At 70.4% G+C, this 22,624-nt stretch carries 21 protein-coding genes and 1 tRNA gene; 16 read left to right on the forward strand and 6 right to left on the reverse strand.

The genetic code is table 11. From position 1 onward, the window contains the following. Positions 1 to 4: 4 nt before the first annotated feature. From AMK27_RS31235 to AMK27_RS42770, 12 genes are all read left to right on the forward strand, one after another. Positions 5 to 415 (forward strand): hypothetical protein, encoded by a 411-nt coding sequence (locus tag AMK27_RS31235; RefSeq protein WP_073915813.1) that lies wholly within the window; start codon positions 5 to 7, stop codon positions 413 to 415. 155 nt (positions 416 to 570) lie between these two features. Beyond that, complete coding sequence (locus AMK27_RS31240; RefSeq protein WP_073915817.1) at positions 571 to 3,591, forward strand: phage tail tape measure protein; 3,021 nt, start codon at positions 571 to 573, stop codon at positions 3,589 to 3,591. Between the two features lie 12 nt (positions 3,592 to 3,603). Then, positions 3,604 to 6,357, forward strand: coding sequence for a hypothetical protein (locus AMK27_RS31245; protein WP_073915820.1), 2,754 nt, complete (start codon positions 3,604 to 3,606; stop codon positions 6,355 to 6,357). Positions 6,358 to 6,366: 9 nt separating this feature from the next. Beyond that, the gene (locus AMK27_RS31250) at positions 6,367 to 6,807 is read left to right on the forward strand and encodes a hypothetical protein (RefSeq protein WP_073915825.1); all 441 of its coding nucleotides are present in this window, start codon (positions 6,367 to 6,369) and stop codon (positions 6,805 to 6,807) included. A gap of 63 nt (positions 6,808 to 6,870) precedes the next feature. Beyond that, a complete protein-coding gene (locus tag AMK27_RS31255; protein ID WP_073915829.1) occupies positions 6,871 to 7,749 on the forward strand; it encodes a peptidoglycan-binding protein in 879 nt (292 codons plus the stop codon). Between the two features lie 15 nt (positions 7,750 to 7,764). Continuing rightward, positions 7,765 to 8,007, forward strand: a complete 243-nt coding sequence (locus AMK27_RS31260; RefSeq protein ID WP_073915832.1) for a hypothetical protein — start codon at positions 7,765 to 7,767, stop codon at positions 8,005 to 8,007. A 29-nt stretch (positions 8,008 to 8,036) separates the two neighbouring features. After that, on the forward strand, positions 8,037 to 8,369 hold the full coding sequence (locus AMK27_RS31265) for a hypothetical protein (protein WP_073915835.1): 333 nt from the start codon (positions 8,037 to 8,039) through the stop codon (positions 8,367 to 8,369). Continuing rightward, a complete protein-coding gene (locus AMK27_RS31270) occupies positions 8,366 to 9,103 on the forward strand; it encodes a collagen-like protein (protein WP_241847655.1) in 738 nt (245 codons plus the stop codon). Before AMK27_RS31265 ends, AMK27_RS31270 begins: the two co-directional genes overlap by 4 nt. A gap of 124 nt (positions 9,104 to 9,227) precedes the next feature. Beyond that, positions 9,228 to 10,481, forward strand: coding sequence for a helix-turn-helix domain-containing protein (locus tag AMK27_RS31275; RefSeq protein WP_073915837.1), 1,254 nt, complete (start codon positions 9,228 to 9,230; stop codon positions 10,479 to 10,481). A gap of 88 nt (positions 10,482 to 10,569) precedes the next feature. After that, positions 10,570 to 11,016, forward strand: a complete 447-nt coding sequence (locus tag AMK27_RS31280) for a DUF6415 family natural product biosynthesis protein (RefSeq protein WP_073915839.1) — start codon at positions 10,570 to 10,572, stop codon at positions 11,014 to 11,016. Positions 11,017 to 11,152: 136 nt separating this feature from the next. After that, entirely contained in the window at positions 11,153 to 11,626 is a 474-nt protein-coding gene (locus tag AMK27_RS31285; RefSeq protein WP_073915842.1) for a hypothetical protein, read from the forward strand. 72 nt (positions 11,627 to 11,698) lie between these two features. Beyond that, positions 11,699 to 11,851, forward strand: coding sequence for a hypothetical protein (locus tag AMK27_RS42770; protein WP_158076937.1), 153 nt, complete (start codon positions 11,699 to 11,701; stop codon positions 11,849 to 11,851). 37 nt (positions 11,852 to 11,888) lie between these two features. Here AMK27_RS42770 and AMK27_RS31290 read toward each other — a convergent pair whose 3' ends face one another. Continuing rightward, a complete protein-coding gene (locus AMK27_RS31290; protein WP_073915844.1) occupies positions 11,889 to 12,131 on the reverse strand; it encodes a helix-turn-helix domain-containing protein in 243 nt (80 codons plus the stop codon). 110 nt (positions 12,132 to 12,241) lie between these two features. Then, a complete protein-coding gene (locus AMK27_RS41335; protein ID WP_079188649.1) occupies positions 12,242 to 13,192 on the reverse strand; it encodes a hypothetical protein in 951 nt (316 codons plus the stop codon). 150 nt (positions 13,193 to 13,342) lie between these two features. Here AMK27_RS41335 and AMK27_RS42775 point away from each other — a divergent pair, with 150 nt between their 5' ends. Together AMK27_RS42775 and AMK27_RS31300 are read left to right on the forward strand one after the other, a co-directional pair. Continuing rightward, positions 13,343 to 13,519 carry a hypothetical protein gene (locus tag AMK27_RS42775; RefSeq protein ID WP_158076939.1) on the forward strand — a complete coding sequence of 59 codons (177 nt, stop codon included), beginning with the start codon at positions 13,343 to 13,345 and terminating at the stop codon, positions 13,517 to 13,519. Between the two features lie 136 nt (positions 13,520 to 13,655). Beyond that, positions 13,656 to 13,928, forward strand: a complete 273-nt coding sequence (locus AMK27_RS31300; protein WP_073915847.1) for a hypothetical protein — start codon at positions 13,656 to 13,658, stop codon at positions 13,926 to 13,928. 76 nt (positions 13,929 to 14,004) lie between these two features. Here the strand turns inward: AMK27_RS31300 and AMK27_RS31305 are convergent, their stop codons facing one another. Both AMK27_RS31305 and AMK27_RS31310 read right to left on the reverse strand, forming a co-directional pair. Beyond that, a complete protein-coding gene (locus AMK27_RS31305; protein ID WP_073915851.1) occupies positions 14,005 to 15,288 on the reverse strand; it encodes a tyrosine-type recombinase/integrase in 1,284 nt (427 codons plus the stop codon). Between the two features lie 99 nt (positions 15,289 to 15,387). After that, positions 15,388 to 15,472: transfer RNA gene (locus AMK27_RS31310), tRNA-Leu, on the reverse strand. A 375-nt stretch (positions 15,473 to 15,847) separates the two neighbouring features. On the opposite strand from AMK27_RS31310, the gene AMK27_RS31315 reads away from it, so the two are divergent. Further along, the gene (locus tag AMK27_RS31315; protein ID WP_030315258.1) at positions 15,848 to 16,618 is read left to right on the forward strand and encodes an ABC transporter ATP-binding protein; all 771 of its coding nucleotides are present in this window, start codon (positions 15,848 to 15,850) and stop codon (positions 16,616 to 16,618) included. Positions 16,619 to 16,705: 87 nt separating this feature from the next. Further along, positions 16,706 to 19,237: an ABC transporter permease gene (locus AMK27_RS31320; protein ID WP_073915854.1), complete on the forward strand. Its 2,532-nt coding sequence runs from the start codon at positions 16,706 to 16,708 to the stop codon at positions 19,235 to 19,237. Between the two features lie 105 nt (positions 19,238 to 19,342). Here the strand turns inward: AMK27_RS31320 and AMK27_RS31325 are convergent, their stop codons facing one another. Both AMK27_RS31325 and AMK27_RS31330 read right to left on the reverse strand, forming a co-directional pair. Beyond that, positions 19,343 to 20,650, reverse strand: a complete 1,308-nt coding sequence (locus AMK27_RS31325; RefSeq protein ID WP_073915858.1) for an SAM-dependent methyltransferase — start codon at positions 20,648 to 20,650, stop codon at positions 19,343 to 19,345. A 251-nt stretch (positions 20,651 to 20,901) separates the two neighbouring features. Then, positions 20,902 to 22,281, reverse strand: a complete 1,380-nt coding sequence (locus AMK27_RS31330) for an NAD(P)/FAD-dependent oxidoreductase (RefSeq protein WP_030315263.1) — start codon at positions 22,279 to 22,281, stop codon at positions 20,902 to 20,904. Positions 22,282 to 22,624 lie beyond the last annotated feature (343 nt).

A 22,624-nucleotide genomic window follows, 5' to 3' on the forward strand; every position in this document is an offset into this window, starting at 1 on the left:
CCGCATGTTTCTCGTCTACAAGCCCGAGGGCCAGGCCGAGCCGACTCGCTGGCGCTACAACCCGCGCAAGCTGATGTCCGTCGAGCGCGAGGACCTGGAGCGCCGTACGGGCAAGAACTTCAGCGAGTTCACCACCGCCGTCCTCCAGGGCAACTCGCTGTGCCGGCGCGCGCTGCTCTACACCTTCCTGCGCCGCGACCACCCGCGCACCAAGTTCGACGACGTCGACTTCGCGTGGGACGAGCTGACGCTGGAGTACTCCAAGCAGGAGCTCCGCGACATGCGGGAGAAGGTCGCCGAGGGCACCCACGGCGCCGAGCGGGCGGCCGCCCTGGAGCAGATCGACGCGGACATCGAGGACGCGTTCGACGACACCGAGGCAGAGGGAAAAGCGAGTCTGCCGATCGCCGACTGAGGCAGCTCGGCAACGCCGCCCACCTCCTGGGCATCCGCCCCTGGCAGTGGGACCTCATGACCGTCGAGCAGGCCGACGCCGCCCTCGACTGGCTGGACACGTACAAGGCCTCCATGGACGAGGCCGAGGAGAAGATGCGAAGGGGGTGATCCGTCGTGTCGGACACCTCCCTCGTGTTCAACCTCGTCGCCCGGGACCGCGCGTCGGGCGAGGTCTCGGCGATGGGCGAGCGGTTCAACGCGGCCGCGGCCGGAATCGGCGCAGGTTTCGCGGCCGCGCTCGGCGCGAGCGTCGTCACCGCGATGGACATGGAGGCCGCCGGCGACAAGCTCGCCGCCCAGCTCGGCGCGGGCCCGGCCGAGGCCGCCGCCCTCGCGCAGGTCTCTGCCAAGGTCTACCAGGAGGCCTGGGGCGACTCCACGGCCACCGTGAACGAGGCGATCCGCGGCGTCTACAAGAACATCGGCGACACCTCCGAGGCGGAGAACGGCCTGGAAGGCGTCACCACCAAGGTCCTCGCGATCGCCGAGGCTTTCGACGAGGACCTCGCCATGGCCACCGCCGCGGCCGGACAGCTCGTCCGTACCGGCCTGGCGAAGGACGTCGACGAGGCCCTCGACATCATCACCGTCGGCATGCAGGGCGCCGCCGACAAGTCGGGTGACTACCTGGAGACCCTCAACGAGTACTCCATCCAGTGGCAGCGCATCGGCCTCGACGGGAAGACCGCCACCGGTCTCCTCACCCAGGCCCTCGCAGCGGGCGCCCGCGACGCCGACCAAGTCGCCGACGCCATCGGCATCTTCGGCGAGAGCGCCCTCAAGGGCGGCAAGGCCGTCGACGACGCCTACAAGTCCATCGGCCTGTCGAGCAAGACCGTCGGCCGGCTGATGCGCGAGGGCGGGACGAGCGCGCAACAGGCCTTCCAGATGACCATGGACGCCCTGCGCGGCACCGAGGACCGGACGGTCAGGCTCAACGCTGCGGCCGCCCTGTTCGGCGACCCCGCCAACATTATGGGTGACGCGTTGTACGCCCTGGACCCGGCGTCCGCGGCGGCCGCCGGCGGCATGGACAAGGCCGCCGGAGCCACCGACCGCCTCGCCGAGACCCTGGAGAACAACTCCACCCGGGCCCTGGAGAAGTTCAAGCGCGGCGCCATGGCACAGCTCGGCGAAGTAGGCGGGAAGATCGCCCAGTTCGCCATGGACAACCAGGCCATCGTCGTCCCGCTCGGCTGGGCGTTCACCGGGCTCGCGCTCACCGTCCTCGCCGTCAAGGGCGCCATGATGGCCTACTCCGCGATCGCCGCCGTCGTCACCGGCGCACACACGATCATCTCCGCGTCGTGCTGGACCGTCATCGGCAACTGGCTCCGCATGAACGCCATCGGCCTCGGCGTCTACATCAAGATCGCGGCCGGTGCCGTCGCCTCCGCCGCGACCACGGCGGCCGCGTGGGTCGGCTCCGCGCTCACCGCGATGGGCACGTGGATCGCCGCCGTCGTCCGCACCGCGATCACCGCCAGCGCCCAGTTCGTCATGATGGCCGCCCGCGCCGTCGCCTGGGCGGCCGTCATGGCCGCACAGTGGCTCATCGCGATGGGCCCGATCGGCTGGGCCATCGCCGCCGTCATCGGCCTCGTCGTCCTGATCATCGCCAACTGGGACAGGATCAAGCGCTACACCGGACTCGTCTGGGACTGGCTCTGGACCAAGATCAAGGCGATCGGCGGCTACATCCTCAACTACGTCCTCGGCTGGAAGCTGGTCAGCTACTTCCTGGCCCACTGGGACCGCATCAAGTCCGGTGTGGTCACCAAGGCCGTCGGGCTCGTCGCCTGGATCAAGGGCCTGCCAGGCCGCATCACCAGCGCCCTCGGCAGCCTCGGCTCCCTGCTGTACAGCAAGGGCGTAGCGGTCGTTCAGGGCCTGTGGCGGGGTATCTCCTCGATGGGCGGCTGGCTCCGGTCCCAGATCATGGGCTGGGCCCGCAGCGCCATCCCCGGGCCGATCGCCGACGCCCTCGGCATTCAGTCCCCGTCCCGCGTGACCACCGCGCAGGGCCGCTGGATCGCCCGCGGCCTCATCGTCGGCATGACAGGCCAGATGAGCCAGATCAGGTCGACGGCAACCAAGATGGCCGACATCATCGCCGACGCCACCACAGTGAAGCTGACCCCGAAGGTCAAGGGCGGCACGCGGCGCCAGAACAAGGCGATCGAGGACCGCAACCGGCAGATGCTGGCCGCCGCGAACCGACAGCGATCCGCCGCCACGGCGATCCTCACCTCGGGCACCAACCAGCTGCTCAAGCTCGCCAGCGCCGAGGCATCCGTCGCCGCCAAGCTCAAGACCGCGAACGGGCGCCTGAAAGACCTCGTCAAGGCCCGTGGGGACCTGATCGCCGACGTCCGGTCCGGGATCCTCGACGCCGCGAACATCACCCAGAACGCCGACGCCGGCGGGACCACCGCAACGAGCATCTGGGCCAACCTCAACCAGCAGCTCGCCAAGGCCAAGAAGTTCGCGGCGGACCTCGCCACCCTGCGCAAGAAGGGCGTGCGCGCCGACCTGATCGCGCAGATCGCGCAGGCCGGCGCCGAGCAGGGCGGCGCCGCGGCGTCCGCCCTCGCCACCGCGTCCGCGGGGCAGATCAGCCAGATCAACTCCACCCAGGCGCAGCTCGTCGCCGCGGCGAACAGGGCCGGCACCGTCGCCGGAGACGCCATGTACGGCACGGGCATCAGGGCGGCGGAGGGACTGGTCAAGGGCCTGGAGAAGCAACAGGCGGCGATCGAACGGCAGATGCTCAAGATCGCGACGAGCATGCAGAAAGCGATCAAGCGGGCGCTGGGCATCCGGTCGCCCTCGCGGGTCATGGCGATGCTCGGCCAGTGGATCCCCGCCGGCCTCGTCAAGGGCATCGACGACGGCCGCCCCGCGGTCGCCCGCTCCATGGCCACCCTCGCGCAGGTCCCGCCGTCCTCGGCGGGGCTGCTCACCGGGCAGCAGATGGCCCCGGCCGCCCCGCTCCTGCGCCAGGGCGGGGGCGCCGGCGGGGTCGTCGTCGTGCGGCTGGAGACCACCGGCGGCGACTCCGCCACGCGCACGTTCCTGCAAAAGATCGTCCGCGTCGAGGGGCGCGGCAACGTCCAAGTCGCCTTCGGGCAGTAGAGGAGGCCTGTCGTGGCGTTCCCCCAGACCCCGCTCGACGTCCGGACCGAGCTGCAGATCGGCGGTGTCTGGACGGACGTCACGGCCGACTGCTACACCCGCTCGCCGATCGGGATCGAGTGCGGGCGCTCCGAGGAGAGCGCCCGCACCAACCCGTCCCGCGCCAGCCTGGAGTTCAACAACCGGCTCGGGAAGTACTCCCCGCGCAACCCGATGAGCCCGTACTACGGGCTCATCGGCCGCAACACCCCGGTGCAGGTGTCCGTCCTCGGAGGCGCCACGTACCTGCGTGTCACAGGCGGGACGACCAACACCGGAGCGACGACGCCGGACGCGGCCGCGCTCGACATCACCGGCGACATCGACATCCGCTTCGACGCCACCCTCGACCTGTGGACCACTCCCGCTGGAATTCAGGGCACCGACCTCACAGGAAAGTGGATCACGACCGGCGGGCAACGCTCCTGGATGTTCCAGCAGCGCAACGGCCGGCCCTACCTGGAGTGGTCGCCGGACGGGACCACCACCATCGGCGCGCACTGCGCCACCACCCCCGCCGTCCCGCCGTCCCGGCGCATGGCCTGGCGGGCCACCCTCGACGTCAACAACGGCTCCGGCGGCTGGACCGCCACGTTCTACACCGCCCCGACGATCGCAGGCCCCTGGACCCAGCTCGGCGACCCAGTCACCGGCGCCGGCGTCACCTCGATCTTCAACTCCACCACGCCCGTCGCCGTCGGCAACGCCACCAACCTCCTGTACACCAAGCCCCTCGGCCAGTTCCACGCGATGGAGCTCCGCAACGGCATCGCCGGCACCCTCGTCGCCTCACCCACCTTCGCCGGCCAGACGCCCGGGGCTCCGTCGATCACCGACTCCACGGGCAAGGTCTGGACGATGAATCCGCAGGGGTCGATCTCCAACCAGCAGCGGATCTTCAGCGGCGCGATCTCCTCCTGGCCCACCCGCTGGGACGTCTCGGGGAAGGACGTGTGGGTGTCCGTCGAGGCCTCCGGCACCCTGCGCCGCCTCGGCCAGGGCACCAAGGCCCTCGCCTCCACGCTGCGCCGACGGTTGCCGTCCTACTCCCCGCTCGCCTACTGGCCGTGCGAGGAGGACGACGGCGCCACCCAGGCCTACTCGCCGATCACCGGCGTCGCCCCGCTCGCCGTCACCGGGTGGCAGTTCGCCCAGGACGACAGCCTCGGCGGATCGGCCGCCCTGCCCAACGTCGCCCCCGGCGCCACCCTGCGAGGCCGCGTCCCCACCACCGCATCCACCGCATGGGCCCTGTGCCTGCCCTACCGAGCAGACGGCACGCCACCGGCCGCCGAACAGGAAATGCTCTCGTGGACCACCACGGGAACCATCCGTCGGTGGCGCATCCTGATGAGCAGCACGAGCACACACATCCTCGGCTACGACGCCACCGGCGCCCTGGCACTGGACAGCACCATCCTTACGGGTACGAACCTGTGGAGCGCGTGGTGGAGGCTGGAGTTCGCCGCCGAGCAGTCCGGCGGGAACGTCTCGTACACCATCACGTGGACGAAGGTCGGTGTGTCGTCAGGCGTCCCCGTGTCAGGCAGCTACGCCGGAACCGTCGGGGTCGTCAACCAGGTCGACACCAGTTTCGGCCCTGGCATCCCGACTCTCAGCATCGGCCACCTCGCCGTTTTCGCCGCCGACATCGTCGCCGCCGCGTACGCCTCCGCCGACCACGGGTTCACCGGCGAGACCGCCACGACCCGCATGGCCCGCCTCGCGAACGAGGAGAGCCGGACCGTCGCCCTCTCCACCTACACCGACCCGGCCAACCCGTCCGCCGCCCTCGGCCCCCAGCGCCCCGCCGACCTCCTCACCCTGCTGCAGGACTGCGCCGACGCCGACGGCGGCATCCTCTACGAGTCCAAGACCGACGCCTCCCTCGCCTACCGCGACCTGCGCACCCTCTACAACCAGACGCCCCGAATGACCCTCAGCTACACCGCCGAGGGTGAGATCGGGCCCCCGCTGGAGCCGGTCGACGACGACCAGAAGAGCCGCAACGACGTCACCGTCACGCGGACGGCCGGCTCCTCGGCCCGGTCGGTCCAGGAGACCGGCCCCATGTCGACGGCCGCCCCGCCGAACGGCATCGGCGTCTACGACGACTCCGTCACCCTCAACCTGCACAACGACGACCAGCCCCCGCAGATCGCCGGGTGGCGGCTGCACCTGGGCACCTGGGACGAGGCCCGCTACCCCAGCGTGCGCCTCATGCTCCACGCCGCACCCCACCTGATCCCCGCGTTCCTCGGGCTCACCGTCGGCGACCGCATCCGGCTCACCAACCTCCCCTCCTGGCTGCCGCCCGGGCCGGTCGACCTGATCGTCCAGGGCTGGAGCCAGGTCTTGGACCTCTACACGTGGGACGTCGTCCTCAACTGCACCCCCGCCGGGCCCTGGACCGTCGGCGTCCTCGACGACCCCAACCTCGGACGGCTCGACACCGACGGCTGCACCCTCGGCGCCGGCGTCTCATCGAGCGCGACCAGCATGACCCTCGTCTCCTCGCCCGGGCCCCGCTGGATCGACAGCGCCGCCTTCCCGAGCGAGTTCCCGTTCGACGTGCTCATCGGCGGCGAACAGGTCCGCATCACCGCCATGTCTGGCACGACCCTCACGCAGACCGCCACGGTCGTCCGCTCCATCAACGGCATCGTCAAGGCCCACTCGACCGGAGCCGCCGTCGCCCTGGCCCAACCCCTCGTCCTCGCCCTGTAGGAGGCACCTGTGGCGCCGTACATCCCGTTCCTCGCGGGGGAGCTCCTCACCGCCGGCAAGCTCAACTCGCGCCTGTTCGAGGAGGTCATGGAGTGGACCCCGCTCACCACCCTCGGCACTTTTGTCACCGGATTCAGCGCGGCCACCCTCACCCCCATGCTGCGCAAGCTCCGCGTCCTCGGGCAGGACCGCTGGGAGCTGAAGGGGCGCATCTCCGTCGTCGCCGGAACCCTCGTGGCCAACTCCAACACCACGGGTTTCAACTTCAATGCTCCGCACAGACCCACGTTCGAGCACGGCTGGCAACTCGCCGGCGGCACCACCGGCTTCTACGGCGTCCGCACCACCTCACAGCCGTCCGGCGCGCTCCAGTTCGGCGTGCCCGCGGCGGCTGGCAACAACACCAACGGGATCATGCTCGACGGCTTGTTCATCGACGGCCCCATCTGACCCCTCACACCCCGTACGCCCCGCCTCCGGCCGGGGCTTTCTGCATTTCTGGAGGTCCTCACCATGGCCGCACCACTGACCGCGGACCGGCTCCTCGCTGCGCTCCGCGGCGCCGGCCTGACCGTCGTCGAACACGACGGCTGGCGCACCCACAACCGCAACCACAAGGGCCCGTTCGGCCCGGTGCACGGCGTGATGATCCACCACACCGTCACCAAGGGCACGACGACCACCGTCCGGATCTGCCACGACGGGTACGCCGGGCTCCCGGGCCCGCTCTGCCACGGCGTCATCGCCAAGGACGGCGTGGTGCACCTGCTGTCCGCCGGTCGCGCGAACCACGCAGGGAGTGGCGACGGCGACGTCCTCCAGGCCGTCACCGACGAGCGGCCCCTGCCGGTCGACGACGAGGCCGACACCGACGGCAACCGGTACTTCTACGGGTTCGAGTGCGAGAACCTCGGCGACGGCAAGGACCCCTGGCCCAAGGTCCAGCTGGAGGCCATCGCCAAGGCCGCGGCCGCCGTCTGCCGCGCGTACGGCTGGGGCGAGCGCTCCGTCATTGGCCACCTCGAGTGGCAGCCCGGTAAGAGCGACCCGCGCGGTTTCTCGATGGACTCGATGCGTACCCGGGTCGCCGCCCTCCTCGACCTGGCGCCGGTCCCGCCGAAGAAGCCCGAGACGCCGGCGCCCGGCCGCTCGCGGCCGCCGTTCCCCGGCCGCGCCGCATTCGCCCTCGGCCAGTCGAGCCCCGCCATCGAGCAGCTCGGCCGCCAGCTGGTGAAGAAGGGCTACGGCCGGCACTACCGCGTCGGCCCGTCCCGGCAGTGGGGCGAGGCCGACCGCCTCAACGTGCGCGACTTCCAGCGCTCCCAGCCCCAGCTCCGGGGCGACGCCGACGGCTATCCCGGCCCCCTCACCTGGCACCTCCTCTTCTCCTGAAAGGACACCACCCCCATGAAGGACAGCACCAAGCGCACCGTACGGACCGTCCTGCAGACCGGGCTCGGCATCGCCGTGGTCCTCCCCGCCATCGTCACCGCGGCCGGGATCCCCGAGGCCCTGCCCTGGGTCGCCGGCGCCCTCGCCGTCGCCGGAGGCCTCACGCGCGTGATGGCCCTCCCCGGCGTGCAGCGGCTCCTCCCCGGCTGGCTCCGTACCGACCAGCCGCCGACCCGCACCCTCCCGCCCCGCCAGTAACACCAGCCCCACAGACCGGAGGCCACCGCGTGGACATCGCGACGCTCGGCGCACTCGGGACCATCCTCGTCGGCCTCGCAGCGGCCGGTGCCTCCCTCGCCGGGCACCGCAGCCAGTCCCGCTCAGCGCGAGACGGACAGGTCCTCGGCGGCTACTCGACACTCGTCGACGACCTCCAGGAGGAGCGCGAGCAGCTGCGGCGACAGCTGACCACCAAGGCGGAGGAGCTCGCCGCGGCCTACGCCGAGCTCGCGGAGGAGCGCGCGAGCACTTCCGCCCTGCACCATCGGATAGCCGAACTCACCACCGAGTGCGACGGGTTGCGCGTGCGCCTCGCCGAGCTGGAAGGACGCCCCGCGTGACGCCGACGACGCACCGCCAGCCCACCGCCCTGCGCCGCACCCTCGCCCACCGGTGGCGCGCCCTCGGGCTCGCTGCCTTCCTCCTCGTGCTGTCCGGCGCGGTCGTACTGGTGTGGCTGCGGATCACCCACGAGACCGAGGCCCGCGAACAGGCCATCACCGAGGCGAATCTCCGCGGGGACGCGGCCTCGACGCTCGCCGGCGACGTCCGCGTCCTGCGCGCGCAGGTCGAGGCCCTCGGCGAGGCACCGGCGGCGCCCGACCCGGAACAGGCCGTCGAGGACCTCCCTCAGCGCACAACGGTCCCCGTGCCCATCCCCGGGCCCGCCGGTCCCACCGGAGCCAAGGGCGAGCCAGGGGAGCCCGGGCGCCCCGGAGCCACCGGGCCGCCCGGTACCCCGGGTGAGCCTGGCGCGGCAATCACGGGCCCGCCCGGGCCGACCGGCCCCGCCGGCCCAGCCGTCACAGGCCCGGAAGGCCCGGCGGGCCCCGCGGGTGCCACCGGGCCCGCAGGGCCTGAGGGGCCGACCGGGCCCGCCGGGCAGGATGGGGACGACGGCCGGGACGGCACCGACGGCCAGCCCTGCCCCGACGGGTACACCCTGCAGCCCCTCGGCGGCGACCCCAACGTCCTCGCCTGCCAGCGCCCGCCCACCGCACCCACCCCGACGCAGACCCCGTTCAAGCGGGCCGAGGCCGCCGCCCTGGACCCCACCCGCCGCCAGTACCCCTGAACCGACGCGCCCTCTCTCGCAGCCTGCGAGAGAGGGCGATTTCTTGCGTTCTGGATCACATGGGAGAGGCCCTGCCCCCTACCCTGACAGGTGTCGAGTCTGATCAGAGATAGGGGCAAGGCCCATGCCACGTGATGCTACCCCCGACCCGTACGCCGACCCGGTGCGTTTCGGCACACGACTCCAGATCCTGCGTCAGCACCGCGGTATGACCCGTGAGGTTCTGGCCGGCCTCGTCGGCATGTCGGTTGAGTGGGTCAAGCGAGTCGAGAGCGGGCGCATCGAGGAGCCCGGCCTCGGCACCGTACTGCGGTGCGCCGAGGCGCTCCGAGTCCGGGACCTATCCGACCTGACAGGACGCAGCGACATGCCCGCCCCCCTCTTCCAAGGCCCAGGCCATCCCCGGCTCGCCGCCGTTCGCGCCGCCGTCGATGCACTGCCGATCGGCGCACCAACGGCGGCCCCGCCCCGCGCTGAACACCTCGCGGCACGACTCTCGGTGGCCTGGCAGTCGCGGCACTCGGCGCCGAACCACCGCGAGATCCTGGGCAGCCTGTTGCCGGGCCTCATCCGTGATGCCCACCTCGCCGTACAGCACGCCGAGACGCAGACCGAGTGGCGTGCAGCCCAGGCAGTGCTGAGCGAGACCTACTCGCTCAGCCAGTTCTTCCTCGCGTACCAGCCTGATCCGTCGCTGCTGTGGCGCGTCGCGGAGCGCAGCATGGTCGCCGCCGCCCAGTCCACGGACCCGCACGCCATCGGCGTCTCGGCCTGGCTCATGGCACAAGCACACCGCGACTCCGGCCCGGGCCACTACGACGCCGCAGACGCCGTCACCATGCAAGCACTGGAGCACCTCGCCCCGCTGCTGCCGGACGCCGACGACCGCGTCCTCGCGATCGCTGGCGCCCTGCGGTTCGAAGCGGGGTACACCGCGGCCCGAAGGGGCAGCAAGGGCACGGCCTGGAGCCACTGGAGCAAGGCCCGCAAGATGGCCAAGGCCCTGCCGGACGACTACTTCCACCCGGTGACCAGCTTCTCTCAGGCCATCATGGGCGCCCACGCGGTAACCGTCGCTGTGGAGCTGCACGCCGGCGGCGAGTCCGTACGGCAGGCCGCCCGCGCGGACGCCACGACGATTCCGTCCCGGCCGCGGCGCGCCCGGCACCGCATCGAGGAAGCCCGCGGTTACCAGCTCAACAACCAGCCTGACGTCGCCATCGCGACGCTCGAGAAAGCCCATGAGGCGGCGCCGGAAACCATCCGCTACAACGGGTACGCAAAGTCCCTGATCCTTGAGGAGTGCTCGGCTCGCACCGCCGGCCGCCGCGAGCGAGCCTCCCGACTGGCGGTGAAAGTCGGTCTCCTGGCCGCCTGAGACAAGGGGGTACTTTCGTACCCCTCGCACTCTCCTGAGGCCCCTACCGTCGCAGTACCGACAGCCCCGCGACGGTAGGGAGCACCTGATGCCCGAGCAGTCCGAGCGCACCATTGAGGTTGATCTCAGTACGCCTCTCCGCCAGATCGCTACGTCCGTCGAGGAGCACGCGGAGGACGAGGCGCTGCTCACCGTCCGCCGGGCCCTCACGATGCAGCAGAACCCCGACGCCCTGGCGCTCGCGCAGCTCACCGACGCACTCCTGACGCACGCCGCGAGCCTTGCCGAGGGCATCGAGGCGATTCCCGCCGGGCGGCGTCCCGTGCGCGGGCAGGGCGCCCTGCGGGACTGGGCCATGCTCCAGAAGGACGGGCCCGGTGACGGGCCCCTCGGCCCCTGGTCGTACGCCCGGCAGCTCGCCATGGTCGTCCGCAGCATGGTCACGACGTTCCGTGAGTACCGCGCGGCGGAGGAGTCCCGCGCGCCGTTCGTCGGGCGTCCCGGCCTGCCCCCGCTCGCGCCGGCCGCCCCGTGAGGGAGTGGCAGAGGCAAGTGATCTACTGCCTGATCTTGGCCTGCATGCTCGCCGCGCTCGTTCTCGGCATCGCACCCGAGGGATCCTCCGCGCCTGCCTAGACTGGCTCGGCTGCCACCGACCGAAAGATCACCAAATGCGCCTCGACACATTCCACGCGTTCGCACTCTCCGCGCTGGCGGAAGCACCCGACGTCCTGTCCTCCGTACCGTGGGAGCGCGGCGCGGAGCACCTGCGGGGCATCCACGTCACTCTCACCACCGGCGCACAGGCCTGGATCGGCGTCACGGCCGCCGCGGCCCCCGGTGACAAGTGGGAGGGGCCCGAAATCCCCGTCGAGGGCGAGCCCCCGGCCGAGGTCCCCTACCCGGCCCTGTTCGAGAACAAGTCCACGACGCCCATCCGCCTGTCGGCCTACCTGGCCGCCGCTTTGGCGAACAGCGGCAACAAGCAGATCGCCGAGTCCTCCGCGTACAGCTCCGACGCCCAGCACCCCGGGTTCGGCGTGCTCTTCCACAACGGCGCCCGCGGTTTCTGCTTGCTCCACTACACCGCCCGCTCGGGCCAGACGCTCGGAGGCCGCGAGTTCGACCTCCAGGCGTCCATCTGACCCTCCCCGGCACCGCCCGGGGAGTGCACATCGCACCACCGTCAGCACCACCTAACCCAGGAGGACTGCACCGTGAGCAAGCGATTCGACCCCGGCATGTGTGAGGGATCCTGCCCCGTCTGCGGCGCAGGAGTGGGCGCCTCGACCGGCGAGCCGACGGCCATGCACCAGCGCGGCGGCACCGGAACCGAGACCTGCCCGGGCAGCGGCCAGCCGGCCCTGTAGCTGTACCCAGCTCCGGCCGGAGACCTTCCGGCCGGAGCTACTCGAACAGCTCGCCAGGGGGAATCCCGATCGCGTCCGCCAGGAGCAAGACGGTGTCGACCGTGGGCGCGGCGCGCCCGGCCTCGATCTCCTGCACGGTCGCCCGCCCGAGGCCTGAACGCTCGCAGACGGCCTGTTGCGTCAGGTTCGCGTACATCCGCGCGTCGCGCACCCTCGCCCCGAACCGAGCACGACGGGCAAGCACCCAGTCGGGGGGCGGGGCTGAACTTGGGCGGACCACATGCCCACACTGAATGCACCATGATCATTTGTATGCACGGCTAGCCAGGCATTTTTGGATCTTTGATGGCCCACGTCACCCCCGCGCCGCCCGACTACAGGCGGCGGCCGCTACGGCACTTCCCTGTCTCGACTCGTCGCCCACCACACCATCAGCTGGTTCGTCGACTTGAGCCCCAGTTCGTCGCGCAGCGATTCCAGCTCGCGGCCGACCTCCCTGCCGCTCACGTCCAGCGCCTTGGCCACGACCGCCTGCGTGTCACCTTCACCCAGGCCGCGCAGGATCATGCGCTGACGCGGAGTGGTGACGGCGTCCGCGAGGGCAGCGCGTGCCTCCTGCCACGGCGTAGCTCTGACCCAGTACCCCTCGAACACCGATCGGGCGAAGGCGGCGCCGGCAACGTCCTTGATGTGCCAGCCCGAGTCGACCTCCGCCGGTACGACATGGTTCTCGACGAACAGGTCCCTGCCCGCCAGGACCATGCGCGGTGGAAGATCGCGACCCACGCGGACCTCGCCGCCACCCTCGATGACGCAGTCGACGTACTCCATCGTCGCCGCGTGGGTGAGCGCAGCGGCCGGGTAGAGCGACCGGACCATGACGCCCCGCTCCAGGAGCGCACGGGCCCGCACTATGGCCTCCTGGAGGACCTCCGGGTTTCGCTCACTCGGCACACCGGGCTGAACAGTCAGGAGCCCCTCCTGCGCGTCAAGGAGCGCGTGCCCGATCCGCTCGTTCATCAGTTGCCTACTGTGGACGAACTCGCTGGCCGGACCGCCGTACGCGCGCTGCGGGTCGTAGTGGCGGGAGAGCGCCTCGACCTGCGCGACTTGGCTCATCAACTGGAGCGTGCGAGCAAGCTGGCCGTGGTAGCCGGTCAGGAGGTGCTGAGCCGTCATCCTCGGGTCGAGGGCGACCACCGTGCCTCCGATGTCGCGTACGAGGCCGAGATGGCGGAGTCGGTCGAGGGCGCCCGAGGCGGCCACTGGCCGCCCTTCCGCGACGTCGCGGTAGGCCTGCTCCTCCTCCGCCGTAAGCCGAAGACTGGCGTCCACTTCCATACCGCGCTCCTTGTTCTTGTCCTCTTTCGGACTTGTCCAACTTTTCACTAGGTAACTGGTGGCATACGCCATCGCCACATGTCAGCGTAGGGTCCACGTCAAGAGGCGTATGCGCGTTCGAATTGTGATCGATACAGGGAGGGGACTCGCATGGGACAGAGAGTGATCAAGATTGTCGTCGGCGTCCTGTTTTCCGTCGCCGCGGTCGTGGGCATCAACACGGCCGCTCAGGCGGATCCGGGATGGGGCCGCTCCGCCGAGGTGACACCGGCCGCGACACCGACACCGACACCCAGCGAGCCGGCGAACGACCCCGGCTGGGGATAGGCAGCTCGGCACCATGCTTCGGTCGCTCGCCCGCCAACCCCCACACGGCGGGCGAGCCCCTTTATCGGCCCGAGTGCACAGCGCGCGCACGGGGGGAGACCTGGATCCGGCGACTACGCCGGGATGGGTGGAAGAAATGACGGACGTAGTCCGGGTAATGGTCCTCGGCGTACTGACCCTTGCTGTTGTCACGCTCGCCCTCACATTCCGGTCCCTCCGAGGGCAGGTGGACGATCTGCGCGCCGAGGTGGCCTGTCTGCGCATCGAGCGCCTCCTCGACGAGCCGGCCGCGGCCCCCTCGGCCGTCCAGACGAGTCAGCAGCGCCGCCGCCCCGAGCTCGGCATGGTCTTGGGCGCGGTGGTCGGCGCGATTACCGCCACGGCCGTCACGTGGCTCCTGTGGGGATGACCTTCTCCCGATGCCCCGGCAGTCAGAGCCGTTCTTGCGGCTCGGCCGCCGGGGCATCGGCGCGTCGCCGGCCGCGCTACGCCGAGGAGACGGCGCGGAGGGTTGGCGGGGCGCCCTGCAGGGCGGTCTCGATCGTCTCCATCGCGTCGTCGTCCGCCTCGGGCAAGAGATGCCCGTAGAGGTCCGACGTGGTCTTGATCGACTCGTGGCCGAGGCGCCGCTGCACGTACGTGAGCGAGTGGCCGGCCGAGATGAGAGCGGCCGCGTGCGAGTGCCTCAGGTCATGCGGAGTCGGGTTCTTGTAGACGGCCAGCAGCCCCTCGGCTTTGGCCTTGCGCACGGCGCGGAGCCACCGATCGTAGAACGTGCTGTAGTGGAGCCGCTGCCCCTCGTCCCCCGTGAAAAAGTGCGCGTCCACGTCGAGCGCCTCGACGCGCTGCAGCTCTGCGAGGGCCTCGATCACGGTCGTACTGACACGGATGGTGCGGCGCGACCGCGCCGACTTCGGCATCCCGATGTAGTACCCGCCGTTCCCGTCCTTCTTCCACGCCCGGTGCACCTGGAGCCGCACACGGGGCGTCCCGGCGTCGAGGAGGCAGAACGGGGCGAGTGCCGTGATCTCGCTGTAGCGGACCCCGGTGCCGTACTTGACGTCCAGCATCAGCTGGTCCTGGCGGAGCGTCATGCATGCCCGGATGGCGGCCACCTCCTGAGGGGTCAGGAACTCAACGTCCTCGTCGCCGGCGACTGCGCCGCCGTCGTCCTTCCGCGGGAGTTTCGTGCGCTCGCACGGGTTCCGGGCCCGCAGCGGCGGCTCGGCCTGTACGGCCTCGTTCAGGATGCTGGAGAGCAGCCCGTGAAGGTTCCGGATGGTCTTGGGGGACATCTTCCGGTTGTACGGGCCTCGGCCCTTGCGGACCATGGTCCGCTCAAGGACACGCACCCAGGCCCGTACGGTCGTGCTGCTGAAGTGTTCGACGGACCGGACGTCGCACTCGCCGAAGGTGGGGAAGACGTACATCTCCAGCTCGCGCATGCACGCGTTGCGGTAGTGCTCCTCGATGCCGGTCTTGTTCTCGATGACCTCGGTGGCGAATGCGCGGAACCTGAACCGCGCGTCTTCGGTGGCCCCAGGGTCCTCCGGGACGATGAATCCCTGGCCCTTCACCCATCCGAGAGGCCATCGCTGGCCCGCCTCGTCCACGGCCGCCTTGAAGATGGCGGCGGCCTCCTGGCCGGCCTCATCACCGTCGAACTTCTCCGACTGAGGGGCGCCTGTCCGGCCACCGCCGTCGCGCCACTTCACCTGATAGCTCGTGATCTCTCCTGCGCGGTTCCTCCGCGCGTGCACGCTCGCCATGGCAGGACGATAGACCACCGTGTTCCCGCCGTGTTCCCGCAGGGCGGGATTCGAGGGGCGGGATCACGCCGTTTACGCAGGTAGATCGCTTCTTGTAGGTGGTGCCCGGAACCGGACTCGAACCGGTACGGCCCGAAGGCCAGCGAGGTTTAAGCTCGCCGTGTCTGCATTCCACCATCCGGGCGTCGCGAAGCTCCGCGTTGGCACATGAGCCTATCCGGGGCGCATCCCCCGTTCAGCGGAACATCCTCCCGATGTTGTCTTATTTTATTGACGCCTGAGGGTGTGTCAGTGCAGGTGGGGGCCGTTTCACCGAACTGTGACAGGGGTCGCAGGCGCAAAGCCGCACCCCCCGGAATGACGAAAAGTCGTCGCACGTGTGTCACGTCGGCGTGAACCCGGCTCTCAGGGCCGCCGTCATACCTCAGGAGGAGGACCGGACCTCCCGGTCCGACTCGAGACTGCCCCGGGAACGGGCATGTGGGCGGACGATCCGAGCACGAACGCTCGACACGATGGAGGGGTTCCCGAAGAAGCCCCGCAGTGACAGGAGTCCCTCGTGACCACCACCCCCACCGTGTCCCGCGCCACCGCGGTGGCCGCCCGCGCCACGGATCTCTCGAAGGTCTACGGACACGGCGAGACCCAGGTCGTCGCGCTCGATCACGTCACCGTGGACTTCCGCCAGGGCGAGTTCACCGCGATCATGGGCCCCTCCGGCTCCGGCAAGTCGACCCTCATGCACTGCGTCGCCGGCCTCGACTCCTTCTCCTCCGGCTCGGTCCGCATCGGCGAGACCGAGCTCTCCACCCTGAAGGACAAGCAGCTCACCCAGCTGCGCCGGGACAAGATCGGCTTCATCTTCCAGGCCTTCAACCTGCTGCCGACGCTGACGGCCCTGGAGAACATCACGCTGCCGATGGACATCGCCGGCCGCAAGCCCGACAAGCAGTGGGTCCAGCAGGTCATCGACATGCTCGGGCTCTCCGCCCGGCTCAGCCACCGCCCCACCGAGCTCTCCGGCGGCCAGCAGCAGCGCGTGGCCGTGGCCCGCGCCCTCGCCTCCCGCCCCGAGATCATCTTCGGTGACGAGCCCACCGGAAACCTCGACTCCCGCTCGGGCGCCGAGGTCCTCGGCTTCCTGCGCAACTCCGTCCGCGAGCTCGGCCAGACCGTCGTCATGGTCACCCACGACCCGGTCGCCGCCTCCTACGCGGACCGCGTGATCTTCCTCGCCGACGGCCGGATCGTCGACGAGATGCTGCACCCGACGGCGGACGGCGTGCTCGACCGCATGAAGGCCTTCGACGCCAAGGGCCGCACGAGCTGACGCCGCCGGGCCGTCCCGCCGACCAGGCAGGACACCCCCTGGCACAGCCCGCACCGACCGCCGTCCCTCCTCCTCCAGGACACACCCATGTTCCGTACCGCCCTGCGCAACGTCCTCGCGCACAAGGCGCGGCTGCTGATGACCGTCCTCGCCGTGATGCTCGGCGTGGCCTTCGTCTCCGGCACCCTCGTCTTCACCGACACCCTCGGCCAGGCCTTCCGTAACCAGTCGGCCAAGAGCTACGACGACGTCGCCGTCGCCGTCGAGATGTACCCGTCCGCCGAGGACGCCCGGAAGACCCCCGGCCTCTCCCAGCAGGACGTCGACAAGGTCGCGAAGCTCGACGGGGTCGCCTCCGTCACGCCCCGCGTCGACGGCTTCGCCGGCGTGCCCGACAAGAACGGCAAGCTGATCGGCGTCGGCTGGTCCAACAAGGGCACCAACTTCGCCCCCGGCAAGGACGGCAAGGACCGCGCGTACGCCTTCACCTCCGGGAACGGCCCTGCCTCGGCCGGCCAGATCGCGCTCGACAAGGACACCGCCGACAAGGGCGGCTACAAGGTCGGCGACACCGTCCGCGTCGCGACGACCGGCCCGGTGAAGGAGTACGAGCTCTCCGGCGTCTTCACCACCGAGGACGGCGCCGTCAACGCCGGCGGCAGCCTCGTCGTCTTCGACACCGCCGTCGCCCAGAAGCTCTACCTCAAGCCCGGCTACTACCGAGACCTGGCCGTCAGCGCCACGCCCGGCACGAACGACGAGAAGCTCCTCGACGAGGTCCTGAAGGTCGTCCCGAAGGCGGCCACCGCCCAGACCGGCGAGGCCCTCGCCGAGCAGCAGGCCAAGGACATCGAGGCCGGCCTCGGCGCCCTCAACCAGGTCCTCCTCGGCTTCGCGGGCATCGCGCTCTTCGTCGGGATCTTCCTGATCTCCAACACCTTCACCATGCTGGTCGCCCAGCGCACCAAGGAACTGGCGCTGATGCGCGCCGTCGGCGCCTCGCGCAAGCAGATCACCCGCTCCGTCCTCGCCGAGGCCGGCCTGGTCGGCCTGCTCGCCTCCGCCGTCGGCTACGTCCTCGGCATCGGCCTCGCCGTCTCGCTCCGCTCGGCCATGAGCGCCTTCGAGATGAAGGTCCCCGGCGGCGGTCTCGTGCTCACCGCCACCCCGGCCGTCAGCGCCTTCGCCGTCGGCGTCCTGATCACGATGCTCGCCGCCTGGCTGCCCGGCCGCCGCGCCGCGAAGATCCCGCCGGTCGCCGCCATGAGCAGCGTCCACGCCACCGCGAGCACCAAGTCGCTCGTCGTGCGCAACTCCATCGGCGCCGCGTTCGCCGCGCTCGGCGCGGTCCTGATCGTGCTCGGCGCCGGCCAGGGCGGCGACGAGGGCCGCATGCTCATCGCGGGCGGCGCCTTCCTCGCCCTCATCGGCGTGATCGTGCTGATCCCGTTCCTGTCCCGGCCCGTGATCGCCGTGATCCGCCCCGTCTTCGTCAACCTCTTCGGGGTCTCCGGCAAGCTCGCCGGCCTGAACGCGGTCCGCAACCCGCGCCGCACCGGCGCCACCGCCTCCGCGCTCGCCATCGGCCTGACGCTCGTCACCGGTCTCTCGGTGCTCGGCGCCACGGTCGGCACGGCCCTCGACAAGGCCACCACGGACCAGATCAAGGCCGACTACATGGTCACCATGGCCAGCGGCAACAGCCTGAGCCCCGAGGCCCTGACCGCCCTGGAGAAGGCACCGGGCGTCACCGCGATCTCCCCGCAGCAGGCGGGCGCCCTGGAGATCAAGGGCGACTACGTCTCGGCCTCCGGCGTCACCCCCGGCGACATCGGCAAGGTCCTCAACCTCACCGTCGTGAAGGGCTCGCTGTCCGCCCTCGACAAGGGCGCCATCGCCGTCGACGAGAAGACCGCCGCCAAGCGCGGCCTCAAGGTCGGCGACACCGTCCCCGTCGAGTACCTCGACAAGCAGAAGGCCACGCTGAAGGTCGGCGCGGTCTTCGAGCCCAGCGAGTTCGTCTCCCCGGTCCTGATCGACCACAAGCTGGTCACCGCGCACGAGGAGCGCGCGGAGATCCGTCAGATCTTCGTCTCGACCGAGGGCGGCGCGAGCGCGGCCAACGAGCGGGCCCTGGCGAAGGCCATGGGCGACAACCCCGACATCACGGTGATGGACCACAAGGGCATCCGCGACTCCTTCGGCGGCCCGATCAACCTGATGCTCAACATCATGTACGGCCTGCTCGGCATGGCTCTGATCATCGCGGTCCTCGGCGTCGTCAACACCCTCGCGATGTCCGTCTTCGAGCGCCAGCAGGAGATCGGCATGCTGCGGGCGATCGGTCTCGACCGGCGCCGGGTGAAGCGGATGGTCCGTCTGGAGGCCGTGGTCATCTCGGTGTTCGGCGCGGTCGTCGGCATCGGCCTCGGCTCGTTCCTCGGCTGGGCGATCGGCGAGACGATCAGGGAGCAGATCCCGGGCTACGCCCTGGTCCTGCCCTGGGACCGGATCGGGATCTTCCTGGTCCTGGCCGCCCTGGTCGGCGTCCTCGCCTCCCTGTGGCCGGCCCGCAGCGCGGCCAGGCTGAACATGCTCGCCGCCATCAAGGCCGAGTAGCCCGGCGGCGCGAGCCCCGGCACGAAGGGCCGGTCCCCCACCCGGGGGCCGGCCCTTCGGCGTACCTCAGGCCTTCCTGCCAGGCCTTCCTGTCAGGCCGGCCTGTCAGGCCTTCTCGTTCCAGACGCGCGGCCGCAGCGCCGTGCCGCTCCTCCCCGACACCGGGGTCCGCACGGCGAGGAACTGGTTCACGCCGATCCGGTTGCGCTCGAAGGAGACGGCGGAGGCCGCCATGTACAGCCGCCAGATCCTCGCCCGGCCCGGCGAGGTGAGCCGGACCGCCCGGTCCCACTCGCGCTCCAGGTTGGCCACCCAGCGGCGCAGGGTGAGGGCGTAGTGCTCGCGGATCGCCTCCACGTCCCTGACCTCGAAGCCGGCGTCCTCCAGGGTGCTCAGCGTGCGGCCCATGGGGGCGAGTTCGCCGTCGGGGAAGACGTACGCGTCGATGAAGGCGTCGATCTCGTACGCCCCCTCGTCGGGCTCGGGGCGCCGCGAGATCTGGTGGTTGAGGAGCCGCCCGCCGGGCTTGAGGAGCCCGTACAGGATGTCGGCGTACTCCCGGTACCGGACGGCGCCGACGTGCTCGGCCATGCCGATGGAGGAGATCGCGTCGTACGGGCCGTCCGTGACGTCCCGGTAGTCCTGGACGCGGATCTCGACCAGGTCGGTCAGGCCCTCCTCGGCGATGCGCTTGCGGGCGTACGCCGCCTGCTCGCGGGAGAGGGTGATGCCGACGACCCTGGCCCCGTACTCCCGGGCGGCGTGGAGGGCCATGGAGCCCCATCCGCAGCCCACGTCGAGGAGCCGGTCGCCCTCCTTCAGGTTCAGCTTCCGGGCGATCAGGTCCAGCTTGTCGCGCTGGGCGTCCTCCAGGGTCGCGTCGGGGCCGTCGGAGGCCCAGTACGCGCACGAGTAGACCATCGACGGGCCGAGGACCAGCTCGTAGAAGTCGTTGCCGACGTCGTAGTGGTGACTGATCGCCTGCTTGTCGCGGCGCCGGGTGTGCCGGCCGCCGCTGCGGCCGCGGATCTCCTCGGCGGGCGGCTGCGGAGGCAGCGGCGGACCGGCCAGTTTCAGCAGGGCGCGGGCGGCGGCGCGCAGCTTCGGGTCGCGCGCGGAGGCGAGCAGCCCCCTGGTGTCCCCGTCCCGCTCCCAGAGAATGCCCGAGAGCGCGTCGAGCAGCGCGTACAGGTCTCCCTCGACGTCCAGGTCCCCGGCCACCCAGGCGCGGGCCAGGCCCAGTTCGCCGGGCTTCCAGATCATCCTCCGCAGAGCGCGGCGGTCGCGGACGATCAGGACGGGGCCGCCCACCGGCCCGGCCTCACTGCCGTCCCAGGCTCGCAGCCGGACCGGGAGCGGTTCGCCCAGCAGCTCCTCGGCGAGAGTCGTCAGCCGCGACGCGGCGTCGGCCATGGTGCACACCTCCGTGATCTCGTGCCCCAGAAATGCTCGTCACCAAGGGAACACCGTCCGTAGGTGTTTGCAGTCCCGGCACAGCGCAATCAGTCGGCAAAACACGCGAAGGGCCGTCCGCACCACGGATGGCGGACGGCCCTTTTACGGCCTTGCGTGTACTGCTGGTACTGCTGGTGCTACGTGTGCTGCTGGTACTACGTGTACTGCCGGTACCGCGTGTGCTGCCGGTACCGCGGACCCTGCTCGGGTCAGGAGGCCTTGGCCTTCTCCTGCGCCGGGGCGGCCGGCGCGGGGGCGGGCTTGGCGGCCTCGTAGAACTCCTCGCGCGGCGTCTCCATGGCGCCCAGGGAGACGACCTCGCGCTTGAGGAACATCGCGAGGGTCCAGTCGGCGAAGACGCGGATCTTGCGGTTCCAGGTCGGCATCGCCATGCCGTGGTAGCCACGGTGCATGTACCAGGCGAGACGGCCCTTGAGCTTGATCTTCACCTTGCCCATGACGATCATCGCGACGCCCTTGTGCAGGCCGAGACCCGCCACCGCGCCCTTGTTGGCGTGGCTGTACTCCTTCTGCGGGAAGCCGCGCATGCCGGCCACCACGTTGTCGCCGAGGACCTTGGCCTGGCGCAGGGCGTGCTGGGCGTTCGGCGGGCACCAGGCGTTCGGGTTGCCCGCCTTGCGGCCGACCATGTCCGGGACCTGGGCGTTGTCGCCCGCGGCCCAGGCGTAGTCGAGGCCGTTGATCTGGAGCTTCTCGTTGCAGTCCACGTGGCCGCGGGGGCCGAGCGGCAGACCGAAGCGGGAGAGCGCCGGGTTCGGCTTCACGCCGGCGGTCCACACGATCGTGTTGGAGTCGACCTCGAGGCCGTTCTTCAGCACGACGTGGCCGTCGACGCAGGAGTCCATGGAGGTCTCGAGGTAGATCTCGATCCCGCGGCTCTCCAGGTGCTCCTTGCCGTACTGGCCGAGCTTGGGGCCCACCTCGGGGAGGATCTTGTCGGCCGCGTCGACCAGGACGAAGCGCATGTCCTCGCGCGACACGTTCTGGTAGTACTTCGCGGCGTCCCTGGCCAGGTCCTCGACCTCGCCGATGGTCTCCGCGCCGGCGAAGCCGCCGCCCACGAAGACGAAGGTCAGCGCCTTGCGGCGGACCTCCTCGTCGGTGGTCGAGTCGGCCTTGTCGAGCTGCTCGAGGACGTGGTTGCGCAGGCCGATGGCCTCCTCGATGCCCTTCATGCCGATGCCCTGCTCGGCGAGGCCGGGGATCGGGAAGGTACGGGAGACGGCGCCCATCGCGATGACGAGGTAGTCGAAAGGCAGCTCGTACGCCTCGCCGACGAGCGGCGCGATCGTGGCGACCTTGCGGTCCTGGTCGATGGTGGTGACCCGGCCGGTGAGCACCTCGGCTCCGCGCACGACGCGTCGCAGCGGGACGACGACGTGGCGCGGCGAGATGCTGCCGGCGGCGGCTTCGGGGAGGAAGGGCTGGTAGGTCATGTACGACCGCGGGTCGACGACCGTGACGGTCGCCTCCGCGTAGCGCATCTTCTTGAGGATGCGCCGAGCTGCGTACAGGCCTACGTACCCGCCGCCTACTACGAGGATCCTGGGACGCTCCGTGGTGCTCATGAGATCGAGTATCCACCCCTCCTGAGGGGGGTGCTCGTGCGCCCCTTCACAAGGTCTCTGGACACCTCTGCTACACTCCGCCGCCCACGTGATCCATGTCATGGTGCTGCAAAGGAACCGGAGTGCCGGGGTGAACGTTGTTCACCCCTTGTGAACTGGCCCGGAGAGCCCCCGTTAACGCTGAACCGGGACCCCCGTTCACACGATGGAAACATCGAGCGAATCGACCCCCGCACCTGCGAAAGGGCCCTGAGGCGCCACCCGAAGGGCCCAAAGACCCCCCTCGGACGCCATCAGGGCCCTTTTCCTTGTGAAGAACTTCACGAACTTTCCGGCCGGCACC

The organism is Streptomyces sp. CB02009, assembly GCF_001905825.1.
Classification (GTDB): domain Bacteria; phylum Actinomycetota; class Actinomycetes; order Streptomycetales; family Streptomycetaceae; genus Streptomyces.